Annotated in this window: 11 protein-coding genes; 6 read left to right on the forward strand and 5 right to left on the reverse strand. The window is 59.6% G+C overall.

Features of this window, described 5'->3' with window-relative positions; all coding sequences use genetic code 11:
* Positions 1 to 2: 2 nt before the first annotated feature.
* The 3 genes from dapE (at position 3) to LVD12_RS16200 (ending at position 5,731) form a co-directional block, all read left to right on the forward strand.
* The gene (gene dapE / locus LVD12_RS03580) at positions 3 to 1,136 is read left to right on the forward strand and encodes a succinyl-diaminopimelate desuccinylase (RefSeq protein WP_237065660.1); all 1,134 of its coding nucleotides are present in this window, start codon (positions 3 to 5) and stop codon (positions 1,134 to 1,136) included.
* 170 nt (positions 1,137 to 1,306) lie between these two features.
* Positions 1,307 to 3,397 (forward strand): S9 family peptidase, encoded by a 2,091-nt coding sequence (locus LVD12_RS03585; protein ID WP_237065661.1) that lies wholly within the window; start codon positions 1,307 to 1,309, stop codon positions 3,395 to 3,397.
* A gap of 330 nt (positions 3,398 to 3,727) precedes the next feature.
* The gene (locus LVD12_RS16200; protein ID WP_237065662.1) at positions 3,728 to 5,731 is read left to right on the forward strand and encodes an alpha/beta hydrolase family protein; all 2,004 of its coding nucleotides are present in this window, start codon (positions 3,728 to 3,730) and stop codon (positions 5,729 to 5,731) included.
* 48 nt (positions 5,732 to 5,779) lie between these two features.
* Here LVD12_RS16200 and LVD12_RS03595 read toward each other — a convergent pair whose 3' ends face one another.
* The 3 genes from LVD12_RS03595 to LVD12_RS03605 form a co-directional block, all read right to left on the reverse strand.
* Complete coding sequence (locus LVD12_RS03595; RefSeq protein WP_237065663.1) at positions 5,780 to 6,172, reverse strand: hypothetical protein; 393 nt, start codon at positions 6,170 to 6,172, stop codon at positions 5,780 to 5,782.
* Between the two features lie 5 nt (positions 6,173 to 6,177).
* Positions 6,178 to 6,729, reverse strand: a complete 552-nt coding sequence (locus tag LVD12_RS03600; protein ID WP_237065664.1) for a flavodoxin — start codon at positions 6,727 to 6,729, stop codon at positions 6,178 to 6,180.
* A gap of 224 nt (positions 6,730 to 6,953) precedes the next feature.
* Positions 6,954 to 7,463 (reverse strand): Spy/CpxP family protein refolding chaperone, encoded by a 510-nt coding sequence (locus LVD12_RS03605; protein WP_237065665.1) that lies wholly within the window; start codon positions 7,461 to 7,463, stop codon positions 6,954 to 6,956.
* 180 nt (positions 7,464 to 7,643) lie between these two features.
* On the opposite strand from LVD12_RS03605, the gene LVD12_RS03610 reads away from it, so the two are divergent.
* From LVD12_RS03610 to LVD12_RS03620, 3 genes are all read left to right on the forward strand, one after another.
* Complete coding sequence (locus LVD12_RS03610) at positions 7,644 to 8,351, forward strand: response regulator transcription factor (protein ID WP_237065666.1); 708 nt, start codon at positions 7,644 to 7,646, stop codon at positions 8,349 to 8,351.
* The gene (locus tag LVD12_RS03615) at positions 8,351 to 9,724 is read left to right on the forward strand and encodes an ATP-binding protein (protein ID WP_237065667.1); all 1,374 of its coding nucleotides are present in this window, start codon (positions 8,351 to 8,353) and stop codon (positions 9,722 to 9,724) included. The genes LVD12_RS03610 and LVD12_RS03615 overlap by 1 nt, the downstream gene beginning before the upstream one ends.
* A 92-nt stretch (positions 9,725 to 9,816) precedes the next feature.
* On the forward strand, positions 9,817 to 10,539 hold the full coding sequence (locus tag LVD12_RS03620) for an SRPBCC family protein (protein WP_237065669.1): 723 nt from the start codon (positions 9,817 to 9,819) through the stop codon (positions 10,537 to 10,539).
* Between the two features lie 98 nt (positions 10,540 to 10,637).
* Here the strand turns inward: LVD12_RS03620 and rluB are convergent, their stop codons facing one another.
* Both rluB and scpB read right to left on the reverse strand, forming a co-directional pair.
* Positions 10,638 to 11,492, reverse strand: a complete 855-nt coding sequence (gene rluB, locus LVD12_RS03625; RefSeq protein WP_237065671.1) for a 23S rRNA pseudouridine(2605) synthase RluB — start codon at positions 11,490 to 11,492, stop codon at positions 10,638 to 10,640.
* The gene (scpB, locus tag LVD12_RS03630) at positions 11,492 to 12,619 is read right to left on the reverse strand and encodes an SMC-Scp complex subunit ScpB (RefSeq protein WP_237065673.1); all 1,128 of its coding nucleotides are present in this window, start codon (positions 12,617 to 12,619) and stop codon (positions 11,492 to 11,494) included. Before scpB ends, rluB begins: the two co-directional genes overlap by 1 nt.
* Positions 12,620 to 12,643: the final 24 nt, after the last annotated feature.

Consider the following 12,643-nt stretch of genomic DNA (forward strand, 5'->3'; position numbering starts at 1 on the left):
CTGTGACCCCAACCACCCAACTCGCCTGCGACCTGATCCGACGCCGCTCTGTCACTCCGGAGGATGCAGGCTGCATGGACCTGATGATCGGGCGCCTGGAAAAAATCGGTTTTCGGGCGACCCGATTGCGACGCGGCGATACCGACAATTTCTGGGCCGTCCGCGAAGGCAAAGGCGAAGGACCCCTGTTTGCCTTTGCCGGCCACACCGATGTCGTGCCCACCGGACCGGAGCAAAACTGGCAGCACCCCCCTTTCGAGCCTGTGATCGAGGACGGCTACCTGTATGGCCGCGGCGCGGCGGATATGAAAGGCTCACTTGCCGCCATGGTGGTAGCCTGCGAAGAGTTTGTGTCGGAGCATGCCGACCACTGTGGTCGTATCGCCTTCCTGATCACCAGCGACGAGGAGGGCCCGGCGAAAGACGGCACGGTAAAGGTAGTGGAATGGCTCGAGGATAAAGGGGAAAAAATTGACTGCTGCCTGGTGGGGGAGCCCTCCAGTACCGAGCGGATTGGCGACGTCATCAAGAACGGCCGCCGGGGTTCACTGGGTCTCGAGCTCACGGTATTCGGCACCCAGGGCCATGTAGCCTACCCGCATCTGGCGGAAAACCCGATTCACCGACTGGCGCCGGCACTGGCGGAACTGGCCGGCGAGGAATGGGACCAGGGCAACGAGTTCTTCCCCGCGACCAGTTTCCAGGTCTCCAACATCAACGGCGGTACCGGAGCCACCAATGTCATTCCCGGTGAAGTGCAGGTGGTGTGTAACTGGCGCTTCTCCACTGAGACCACTGCCGAGGAATTAGGGCAAAGGACGCGTGCAATTCTGGACAGGCATGGACTCAGGTATGAAGCCAGGTTCAACCTCTCCGGCCAGCCCTTCCTCACCGCGGAAGGTCCACTGGTAGAAGCCGCGCAAGCCGCCATTCGCCAGGTCACCGGCGAAGACACCGAGCTCTCCACAGCGGGAGGCACCTCAGACGGACGCTTTATAGCGCCTACAGGAGCGCAAGTCGTGGAACTGGGGCCGGTCAATGCAACGATCCATAAGGTCGATGAGTGTGTGCGCGCGTCGGACCTGGATCAGCTGAAGGATATATATAGAGAAATATTAAAAAGATTATTTACCTAGCGCTCACCCTCTTAGATGGCATGTTTTTTCCGAGGGAGCATTGTGTGCCAAACCGGCAAATCGGCCATATCTAGGCTGTGCTAGCCAAAAGATATCGGTTACGCTTGATTTCGCCGGTTAAAAAGTAACAACAATAAAAAAGGGATGGACCCATGATCAGGAAACTATGCGTGGTATCCTCGATTTTCCTCGCTTTGAATTCTCTCACTCCTGCCTCTGCTGACACACTCTCACCAGTTGTTTCAAAATTCCAGTACGAAGATGTTTTCAATTTGGAATATGCCAGCAGCCCCGAATTCAATTCGAAAGGTGACAAAGTCTACTTCGTGCGTCACTACATGGACAAACAAGCAGATCTCCAGCGCTCCAATCTATGGCAGGTTGAAATGGCTTCAGGTAGGTCCCGACCAATGACCTCTGGCGCTTACAATGATCACTCTCCCAAGCTATCACCAGATGGAGAAGTTATTGCATTCATCAGTGACAGAAGTGGATCGGCACAAATCCACTTACTATGGCTGGATACGGGAGACTTCCAACAAATATCGAGACTGCCAGAGCCCCCGTCGAACGTTACCTGGTCACCAGATGGCAACCACCTCGCCTTTGCCATGTTCGTACCAGAGGACTCGACACTGCCAGTTGAGCTCCCCAAAAAGCCGAAGGGCGCCGAGTGGGCTGAAGGCCCGAAATTTATTGATAGCGCCACTTACCGAGTCGATGGACGAGGATACGTCAAGCAGGGCAATGATCAGATTTTCATTCTCCCTCGAGAAGGCGGCACCCCCAGACAACTGACTTTCGGTAAATATGACCCAATGAGTTTCAGTGGGATCAGTTGGTCCGCAGACGGGAAGGCCATTTATTTTTCAGCCAACAGGCATGAAAATCATGAACTGGAACCGCTCAACACCGAAATATACCGTGTCGGTCTTGATACGCTGGATGTCGCTGTACTGACAGACCGCTACGGCCCTGATGCTGCGCCGCAAGTCTCACCCGATGGCAAGAAAATCGCATACCTGGGCTTTGACGACCAACACCGCGGCTACGAAAACACCTCACTCTATGTGATGGAACTGGACAGCGGAGAGAGCCGCAAAATAGAAACAGCGAGTGATCGTAGTGTTGACCAATTCAAGTGGACGGCGGATAGCCGCAGTATCGCATATAGCTATGACGACCGAGGCAATACCAAAATTGCAGTCAAGCGACTCGGCGGGCGTAACCGTGTCCTTGCATCCGATGCCGGCGGCCTCTCCCTGGGCCGCCCATATGGCGGCAGCGATTTTGCCGTATCCCCCCGTGGCGATATCGTCTACACACGTACCAATGGGCTTTATCCCGCAGAACTGGCAAAAGCCGATACATCTGCTCCGCGCAATTTGACGAACTTGAATGGCGATTTTCTGCCCCACCGCAAGCTCGCCCACCTTCAGGAGATCGTTGTCCAATCGCGTCATGATAGTCGTGAGATACAGGGCTGGCTCGCCTTCCCACCAGATTTTGACACCTCGAAAAAATACCCATTGATGCTCGAGATCCATGGCGGGCCATTTGCCAACTATGGGCCGCGTTTTGCCGCTGAAATACAGCTCTATGCCGCAGCTGGCTACGTGGTGCTGTTTACAAATCCTCGAGGCTCTACCAGCTACGGTGAAGAATTTGCCAACTTGATTCATCACAACTACCCAAGTCATGATTATGACGACCTGATGACTGCCGTAGATTCGGTAGTAGATCAGGGTTACATCGATGAGAAGCGCCTTTACGTAACGGGCGGCAGTGGCGGCGGTGTACTGACCGCCTGGATCGTTGGTAAGACAGATCGGTTCAGAGCAGCAGTGGTGGCCAAACCAGTCATCAACTGGGAAAGCTTCGTACTGACGGCCGATTTCTCGCGCTTTTTTAGCAAGTATTGGTTTTCGGGAATGCCTTGGGAAAAGCCTGAGGAATATCGCCGGCGATCCCCTCTGACATATGTGGGCAATGTGACAACACCAACGATGTTGCTGACGGGAGAACAAGATTTTCGTACGCCAATTTCAGAGAGTGAACAGTTCTACCAAGCCCTGAAACTACGTCAGGTTCCGACGGCGATGGTCCGGATACCGGGCGCCTCACATGGAATTGCCGCCCGGCCGAGCCAGTTGATTGCCAAGGTTGCGTCTGTGCTTTACTGGTTTGAAAAATACACTCCGGAAAGTGAGGAGCCCGGGGAACAGCAAGCCACCAATATTAGTGACGAAACCAAAGGGTAAGCCCATTCTTACTCAAACAAATAGCCTGGCAACGCCATTGTGAAAAACTGCCACACTGGCGTTGCAGGCCAGTTTCTTGTAGCTCTGGGGTCCACCAAGCAGATTGACGAAGCTGACGATTGGCGTCTTTCCCGGCAGCATGACGCCGATTGATGTTCCATTTACTTTTCTACTTGGCTCATTTACTCAAGCGGCCAGACTGTCAGCCACATTTCATATGTATTCATGTGAAACCGTGAACTGTGAACCAGTTCCGCAGCAGGGCTTTAGGGCTCTGCTGCGCCCCGGCATAATCAACGGCAATCTCTTTACCAGCACAAGGAAATTGCCGTGCTCCCAGTTGTCTCCCTGTTCTCCTCCCTGATACTCCTGTTTCTCCTCAGCCCCGCACAGGCATCCGCGTCATCCCTGCCCCTGGAAGACCTGATTCGCCACACGGAAATCCAGCAGGTGAAAATCTCTCCCGATGGCAAGCATCTCGCCGTGCGCAAACTGCACGAGGGTGAACATGTCCTGGTCTTCATGTCCCTGTCACCACTAAAGATAACCGGTGGCCTGCGGGGCCGCGGCAAGGAAGAAGTGGGGGAGTTTTACTGGGCAAACGACGAGCGAGTGGTGGCAGAACTGCTGTCACGCCGGGCAGCACTGGAGCAGCCGGTAAATTATGGCTCCCTCTACGCCATCAACGCGGATGGATCCCGCGGAAAGCTCATTTTTGGCTGGCGCGCCGGGGAACAGCAGACCGGATCAAAGATCAAGAAGGCGGAAAGCACCCGCGCCCATGCAACGATCATCGACCCATTGACCGGAAATCGGGATGAAATCCTCGTTTCGACCCGCCCCTGGGCGCGCGATTTCGAGAGCCATGGCAGTGTCTATAGGGTGAATATTTATACGGGCGTAAGGGACCGGGTCATCAACCTTCCCCAGATTGGCGGGAGGGCGTATAGCGATGGCGCGGGTAACCTGATCTTTGCCAATGGTACAGATGAGGAGAACAATTACGAGCTGTACCGCAAAGCGGAAAACAGCTGGGCCCCGGTCGAGGATGAGCAGCTCTCCGATAGTGTCCCGGTGGGTTTTGACCGAGAGGCCAAAGCTGCCTACCTGATCCGGGAGAGAGAAGGAGCGACGGAACAGCTCATCAGGATGGACATGGAGTCCGGGGAGATCACACCTGTTTTCCGTCACGAACAGGTGGATATTTCCGGGATCATCTCCCACCCGATTTCCAACCAGCCCCTCGGGGTCAACGTCGATCCCGGCTATCCGGAGACCTATTTCTTCGATGAGGGAGAGGGCTTTGCGGCGTTCTACCGCGGCTTGCTGCAGGCCTTCGAGGGATACCGGATCCAGTTCACCAGCGCCACCAGAGACGGTGGCAAAGCCATTCTCAGGGTCTCCGGTGACAGGCTGCCCGGAGACTATTTTCTCCTTGACCTGAAGACAAAGCGCGCGGATTTTCTCCTGCCATCGGCGGACTGGCTGCAACCGGATCACCTCAACCCCATGGAGGCAGCCACGTTTACGGCTCGGGATGGGCTCAGCGTGGGTGTCTACCTCACCTTCCCGGAGGGGCGACGGGAAAACCTGCCGATGGTGGTGATCCCACATGGCGGCCCCCGTGCACGGGACTACTGGCAGTATGATCGCCAGGCCCAGATACTGTCACAAAACGGCTATCTGGTGCTGCAGGTGAATTTCCGTGGCTCCACGGGTTACGGCGACCATTTCCTGCAGGCCGGCACACGCGAGTGGGGCGACAAGATCCAGCGCGACATTGCCGAGGCCGCACAGTGGGCAATCGACCAGGGATACGCCACCCCCGAACGAGTGTGTATCTTCGGTGCCAGTTTCGGTGGCTATTCCGCCCTGATGAACCCTATCCGATACCCCGATCTCTACCAGTGTGCTGCGGGATACGTGGGCGTGTACGACCTGGAGATGCTGTACAAGCGGGGAGACATCCGCCGGCGGGACCGGGGGGTGGCCTACCTGGAAGAAGTGGTCAGCCGGGACGAGTCGTTTCTGCGGGAAAACTCTCCGCTGTACAACGTCGAGAAGCTGGAACTGCCGGTTTTCATCGTTCATGGCGCCCAGGACCAGCGGGCACCGGTGGAACACGCGGAAGCGCTGATCGAGCAGCTGGAGGCCGCGAACAAGCCCTACCAGAGCCTGATATTGCCCAACGAGGGACACGGCTTCTACGCCGAGGACAGCAACCTGCAACTTTACGGTCAGTTGCTGGAATTTCTCGACCGGCATATTGGGGTCGGCTCAACCGAGCGCGAACAGTCTGGAAATCGCGATCAGGGGGCTGCTGCCAGCCTGTAGGACAAACTTCCTCTCCGGGCGCAATCGGCGCTGCGCCCGGATTCCCGGCTAGTGCAGGCGCCCCCGCGGTGTACCCGGGCTGCCGCCTCGCCGGGGCTCGGGTTTCTTGTCGCCATCCTCGAATCCGTGGGTCAGGACAAAGAAATAAGCCACCTGTGTCTGGCCCTGCCACTCCACCAGCAGATCGAAATTGTACTCGCCACTCTCCCCCGGGCTCGCCTGTACAGAGGCAATGTGCTCGGGTTCGATGAACAGCTCGGCGACCGGACGCTTGCCGCGCATGACCTGAACCAGCAGGGTCCGCGGGTCTTCCTCGGTGAAGCGCCAGTGGTAGTCGTCATCGTCGTAGACAACCGAATCGGCACTGCCGGCGCGGAGAATGCAGTTGGGATGCTCGGCCAGCCAGGGCCAGAACTCCTTGAACGTCAGGGAGGTTTTCATCGGGCTCAGTCGTCCAGCTCTGCAACGCTGTCGGCGCCGCCATCGAGACCGAACTCCTCGGCAACCTGGCGACACCAGCGGTTCAGGCGGTCGCTGGTCAGCTCCTCCTGCTGGTCTTCGTCGATGCCCAGGCCAACAAACTTGCCCTGCCCCTCCAGCTCCGCCTTCGACGCCTCGAATTCGTAGCCCTCGGTAGACCACTGGCCGACAACGGTCGCGCCGCGCTCCACGATCACATCGTGCAGCATGCCCATGGCATCGAGGAAGTAGTCGCCATAGCCGAACTGGTCGCCCAGCCCGAACAGCGCTACCGTCTTGCCACTGAAATCGATCTCCTGGAGGTCCTCCCAGAATTCCTCCCAATCCGACTGGATCTGGCCGAAATCCCAGGTGGGGATGCCGAAAATCAGCTGCTGGTAGTTCTCGATCTCCAGCTGGGTGACATCGGCGATATCGTGCACATCGACACGATCCTCACCAAGCCGTGCGACGATCCGTTGGGCTACTGCCTCGGTGTTGCCCTCGTCACTGCCAAAAAACAAGCCGATTTTGCTCACAATCACTCCTCAGTCCGCTCTGCCGACGATCGGCGGCGCGGTATTTTCCCAGCTAAGGCGGACATGGGCAAGGAGGTAGCCAAGGGGCCACCGGCATGGAAAACCGGCGATGGGCCGGGTCTGGAGGACAAAAAAGCCCCGCTTGGCGGGGCGAGCAGGATGACCTCCAGCCTCCCGGGGCAGGGAGAGCGCAGAGGGCGGAGTCGGGGGGGAGTGCGCCGGGCTTACTGCGCTTCCGCAGGGTCCTTCGACTGCCCCTTATGGTGCCCCTTGTGACGTTCGCGCCAGCGAGCTTTGCGGTCGGACTTCATTTCCTCCAGCTTGGCTTTCTGTTCGTCAGTGAGAATTGACTCAAGCTCCTGGTGACGGCGATGCCTGTCCTGCATCTGGCTGACCTGGAGTTGACCCAGCTGGGCTCCGAGGCGGTCCAGGGTGGCCTGGTCCGCGCCCGAATCGATGGCTTCCCTGATCTGCTGGCGGAGCTGCCGCATTTCCTGGCGCTGGGCCATGCGCTGCTCCCGGTTGGCCTCGTGATTGACCTTCAGCTGGGCTTTCTGCCCCTCCGTGAGCTCCAGCCGCTCCGCCATGCGCTCCAGCATCCGCTCGTGGTGTTCTTCCTTCAAGCCCTCGCCCTGACCTTTGTGGTGATCGGCCAGTGTCGCCATCGGCGCAGCGAGCAGGGTCGCCAGCAGCGCGCTGCCGGCCAGCTTCTTCAATCCAGTTGTTTTCATCATGAGGTCCTCGTCATCCTCGGGGGATTCTCTCTGTCGGTCCAATGGATAGTAGAGTGAGTGAACAACGAACGGGGATAAGTGCGGTTAACAACTGTTAAGAACGGTTAAAAGCGGGTTTGCGCGTCGAATCCCCCGACAGATCATTGCATATAATGGGTCCGCAACTGACAGGAGCCAGACATGAGCCGCATTCTTCTCGTCGACGATGACACGGAGCTGACCGACCTGCTGCGGGAGTTCCTCAGCGCGGAGGGCTTTGACGTGACTGTGGCCAACGATGGTGCCAGCGGCCTTGCGCTCGCCCAGCGCGAGACTTTTGATGCACTGGTTCTCGATGTAATGCTCCCGGTTCATTCCGGCTTCGATGTGCTGCGCAAGCTGCGTGAGGAAGCCGGCCCCTCTCGCTCTCTGCCCGTGCTGATGCTCACCGCCAAGGGGGATACCGTGGATCGTATCGTCGGCCTGGAGATGGGCGCCGATGACTACCTGCCCAAGCCCTGCAATCCGCGGGAACTGGCGGCCAGGCTCCGTGCCGTGCTGCGCAGGGGCCGCGTCGAGGCGGAAGACTCCGGCGCCAGCCCTCTCAGCAGCGGGCCGCTGAAGCTGGTACCCGATGAGCACCAGGCCTACTGGCACGACCAACCACTCACATTGACTGGTGCCGAGTTTTCCGTATTGCGGGTACTACTGGAGCAGGCGGGGGAAGTGGTCAGCAAGGAGATACTCACGGAAAAGGCCCTGGGTCGCCGGCTGATGCCATACGACCGCTCCATTGACGTGCACGTCAGCAACATCCGCAAGAAGCTTTCCGAGCAGGGAGCCAGCCGCGAACTGATCATCAATATTCGTGGTGCCGGTTACAAGCTGACCAAGGGCGGCCAGGCCTGATGCGCTCCCTGTTCTGGAAGATGTTCTTCGGTGCCTGGATCACCGCCGTGGTCATGGTGATCGCCACAGTCTATGTCACCCAGGTTCGCGAGGTGGGCGACCCGCTCCTTGAGGATCGCTGGGAAGCCGGGTCCATCATGCGGCAGTTAAACTGGCACCTGAGGCGCACACGCCGCCACGGCCCGGAGTACTTCCGTTTCTGGCTCGAGCGACAGCCTCCGGAGGTGCGCGAGCGGATCTACGCCATCGACCGCAGCGGTGCGGAAATACTCGGCCGTGCGATTCCCCGGGATATGGTGCCTCTGCTCCAGGTACTGAATTTTCGCAACCGCGAGGATCAGGGGCTGGTGAGCAACAAGCCGACCGTGGCCCTCTTCGTGCCCCAGCGGGGTGGTGACAGCCTGCGGGTAGCGTTCATTGCCGGCAGCAGCAAGGAAGAATTACTGCTGCGTTTTATCCTGCGCAATTTCTGGCCTATTTTGCTGTTGTCGGCACTGGCATCCGGTCTGGCCTGTTACTGGCTGGCGCGCTACCTGAGTCGCCCGCTGGACAAACTGCGTGCGGCCACCCGGCAGGTTGCCGTCGGGGAACTGGATTACCGCGTCGCACCCGCGCTGGCGAAGCGCGGTGACGAGCTGTCGGAGCTGGCAGAGGATTTCGACTCCATGACCGCCCAGCTTCAGTCCGCCATGGCAGAACAGCGCCGGCTGATCAAGGATGTGTCCCACGAACTGCGCTCTCCCCTCGCCCGCCTGCAGGTGGCCCTGGGTATCGCCCGCCAGAAAAGTGATGGCAAGCTGGATGGGGAACTGGACCGGATCGGCAAAGCTGCCGACTACCTGGAAGATATCATTGCGGACGTACTCTCCCTGCCGGTAGCCGGCGCGGACCAGCGACCGCTGGACGACGTCGTCGATGTCGCTGCCCTGCTGCATGCCCTTACCGACGATCTGCACCTCGAGGCGCAGCAGAAGAACCTGCAGGTCAGGTTGCAACAGGCAGAGGAGGAGTTGCTGGTGGCCACCCGTGGCAGCTCCCTGACCGCTGCGCTGGAGAACATCCTCCGCAACGCGATCAAATACAGTCCTGCCGGCAGCTCCGTTTCGGTCGTGGCCGGCAGCGACGGACAACACTGTAAAATCCAGGTGATCGATTCCGGGAGCGGTGTCGAGGACAGCGAGCTGGAGGCAATTTTCCGTCCCTTCTACCGCACCGACAGCGCCCGCACCCGGGACAGCGGCGGCGTCGGTCTCGGCCTGGCCATCGCGCAGCGCACCATCAGCCATCACGGGGGCAGCATTACCGCACGCAATATGGCCGGTGCCGGCCTTTGCGTGGATATCTCCCTGCCACTGCTGTCACTGGGTGAGTAGCCGGGCGTCCGCCATTGCACATAGCGAAGCGATCAAAGATCATTGGCGCAAGGCTGCGGTCCGGGCCAATCCCACAATAAAAGGTGTCCGATATGCGCTGGATTCTCTACACACTGGTATTTATCGCCCTGCTGATCCTGGCAGGCTTTCTGCTGCCCCGTGAAATCACCGTCGAACGCAGCGTTTACATCACCAAGCCCCCCGAGTCGGTGTTCAGCTATGTCAACAACGTGCGCAATTTCAACGCCTGGTCCCCGTGGTACCAGCTGGACCCGACGACCGAGTATGAGTACAGCGGCCCGGATGCCGGCATCGGCGCGACAATGAGCTGGCAGAGTGAGAACCCCAGTGTCGGCACCGGCTCCCAGACTATCGTTACCAGCCAACCGCACTCACTGGTGCGCATGGACCTGGACTTCGCCGCGCAGGGACAGGCCACTTCGGAGATCCGTCTGCAGCCCCAGGGCAGCGGCACCAATGTCACCTGGTGGTTCAGCACAGACCTCGGTGGCAGCCCCATCGCCCGCTGGTTCGGCCTGATGGTCAAGCGTATGATCGGCCAGTCTTATGAACAGGGCCTGCAGAAGCTGAAGAACCTGGTCGAATCTGAAGCGGGAACACCGGAGCCTGACCTGGGCGATAACCCGGTCGAGGACGACGGTTCAGACAGCGAATTACCGCTGGCAGACCCCGAGGGCATGGACGAAATGGAAACTGACCCCGGGGAGATGGACCCCGGCATTCAGGGAGAAGTGCTCGACGATGAGATGCTCGAGGAAGAGGCCGAGGAACCGGTTGAAGAAGAGACGACCTGAGACAGCCCCTGCCTGGGGCTTAAACCCGCCGGGGCTTAAACGAGAAAGGCCGGATAATTCCGGCCTTACTAATATTCAGGAGCTGAACCTGCGGACTGTCAGCCTTTCGACGGTTTGCGACGGGCCGGCGGTTTGCGCAGCTTGCGCCTCTGTCGCTGCAGGTTCTGGCGTTCGGCCTGGGTGAGCGGACGCTGGCCCAGTTTGGGCATACCGGCGGTCACGCAGAGATCGTCGATCTCTTTCGGTTCCATTTCGATCCACTGGCCCACACGCACATTGGAGGGAATGAAGACACTGCCGTAGCGCACCCGCTTCAGGCGACTGACGCGAACGCCCTGGGACTCCCACAGGCGACGCACCTCGCGATTGCGCCCTTCCATCACCACGCAGTAGAACCAGCGGTTGTTGCCCTCACCGCCGCTCTCGACGATATCGGTGAAACGGGCAACCCCGTCTTCCAGCAGCACGCCCTCGAGCAGGTGCTTTTTCATTTCATCGGTGACCTGGCCCTGAATGCGTACCAGGTACTCGCGATCGATCACCGATGAAGGGTGCATCAACCGGTTCGCCAGCTCACCGCTGTTGGTGAACAGCAGCAGGCCACTGGTGTTGAAGTCCAGGCGGCCCACGGAAATCCAGCGACCCGAGCGCAGTTTCGGCAGGCGATCATAGACCGTCGGCCGCCCTTCCGGGTCGTGCCGGGAACAGATCTCGCCGACAGGCTTGTTGTACACGATCACCCGGCAACGGTTTTCTTCGGCGGCGGGCAGACGGCGGCCATCTAGCTCGATATGCTCGTCGCCGGTGACCCGCTCACCGAGCTCTGCCACCTTGCCGTTGACGGTCACCCGGCCAGCCTCGATCGCCCGCTCCATTTCACGGCGGGATCCGAGTCCTGTGCGCGCCAGCACCTTCTGTAATTTTTCCCCTTGCGGGGCCGTTTCGTCACTCATCAGGTTGCCGGTTCCAGTTCATTCCGTCGCCGCACCACACTCTCCTCTGCCGCGGGTTCTTCCTGTTTGGTGGTTGACTCGGGAGAATCCCCATTCAGGGGCTCTGCCGTGGCCTCCGGTGCATGCGGCAGTTCGGCTGAGGATTCCTCCTGCTCCGGCACAGATTCCTCTGTCTCTTTGGCCGCCGCTTCGGGAGCCTCACCGCCGGACACAGTGTCAAATCCGGTCAGGGGCTCCAGATCATCGGGAACCTCGGGGTGACTGTCGTCAGCAGGGAGCCGTGCTTCCGGCATATCCTCACCGGGCCCGACCTCAGGGCCGGTCTCACTGCCCTCTTCCGACTGTTCGCTCTCGCCGGCGATCGCGGTATCAGCCACAGACTCATCGCCAAACGGCTCTTTCACCGACTCGACACCCGATTCGGATCCGTCATACGTATCGGGCTCATCGGCGACTTCGGCAGCCGCTTCCGCGTGTTCAGCGGATTCAGGGGCTGCATGCTCCGCGGCAACCTCGCCCTCCGGCGCCTCTCCGTCAGAAGCAGCGCCCCCCTGATCCATGTGTTGATCGAGGTCCAGGGCCTGGTTGAGGCTGTCGATATCACGGATCTCCGCCAGGGTCGGCAGATCGTCCAGGGTGCGGAGGTTAAAGTAGTCGAGGAATTCCCGGGTAGTGGCGTAGAGAGACGGCCGGCCCGGCACATCCCTCTGACCCACCACCTTGATCCAGCCGCGCTCGGACAGGGTCTTGACGATATGGGAGCTCACCGCGACCCCGCGGATCTCCTCGATATCACCGCGGGTGATCGGCTGCCGGTAGGCAATGATCGCCAGGGTCTCCAGCACCGCGCGGGAATACTTCTGCGGCTTTTCCTCCCACAGGCGGTTCACCCAGGGCGCCAGGTCCTCGGGCACCTGGAAACGCCAGCCGCTGGCCACCTCGCACAGCTCGAAACCACGTTCGGCACAGTTCTCGGCGATCTCCTGCAGGACTTCGCGCAGCGCGCTCTTTTCCGGGCGTTCACCTTCGTCGATCAGGGACAGCAGGCGGTCCTCCGACAGCGGCTGGCCCGATGCCAGCAGGGCGCCTTCGACGATGCGGCGCAGTAATTCCGGGGCAATGGTCATTGCTTCACTCTGGTTCAAGATAGG

It is taken from the genome of Microbulbifer guangxiensis, from assembly GCF_021729075.1.
Classification (GTDB): domain Bacteria; phylum Pseudomonadota; class Gammaproteobacteria; order Pseudomonadales; family Cellvibrionaceae; genus Microbulbifer; species Microbulbifer guangxiensis.

Bases quoted from the DNA above. Each gene is read 5' to 3' on its own strand.
- LVD12_RS03595 (WP_237065663.1), bottom strand. From the start codon at position 6,172: ATGAAAACCTCCCTGACGTTCAAGGAGTTCTGGCCCTGGCTGGCCGAG.
- LVD12_RS03605 (WP_237065665.1), bottom strand. From the start codon at position 7,463: ATGATGAAAACAACTGGATTGAAGAAGCTGGCCGGCAGCGCGCTGCTG.
- LVD12_RS03610 (WP_237065666.1), top strand. From the start codon at position 7,644: ATGAGCCGCATTCTTCTCGTCGACGATGACACGGAGCTGACCGACCTG.
- LVD12_RS03615 (WP_237065667.1), top strand. From the start codon at position 8,351: ATGCGCTCCCTGTTCTGGAAGATGTTCTTCGGTGCCTGGATCACCGCC.
- LVD12_RS03620 (WP_237065669.1), top strand. From the start codon at position 9,817: ATGCGCTGGATTCTCTACACACTGGTATTTATCGCCCTGCTGATCCTG.
- rluB (WP_237065671.1), bottom strand. From the start codon at position 11,492: ATGAGTGACGAAACGGCCCCGCAAGGGGAAAAATTACAGAAGGTGCTG.
- scpB (WP_237065673.1), bottom strand. From the start codon at position 12,619: ATGACCATTGCCCCGGAATTACTGCGCCGCATCGTCGAAGGCGCCCTG.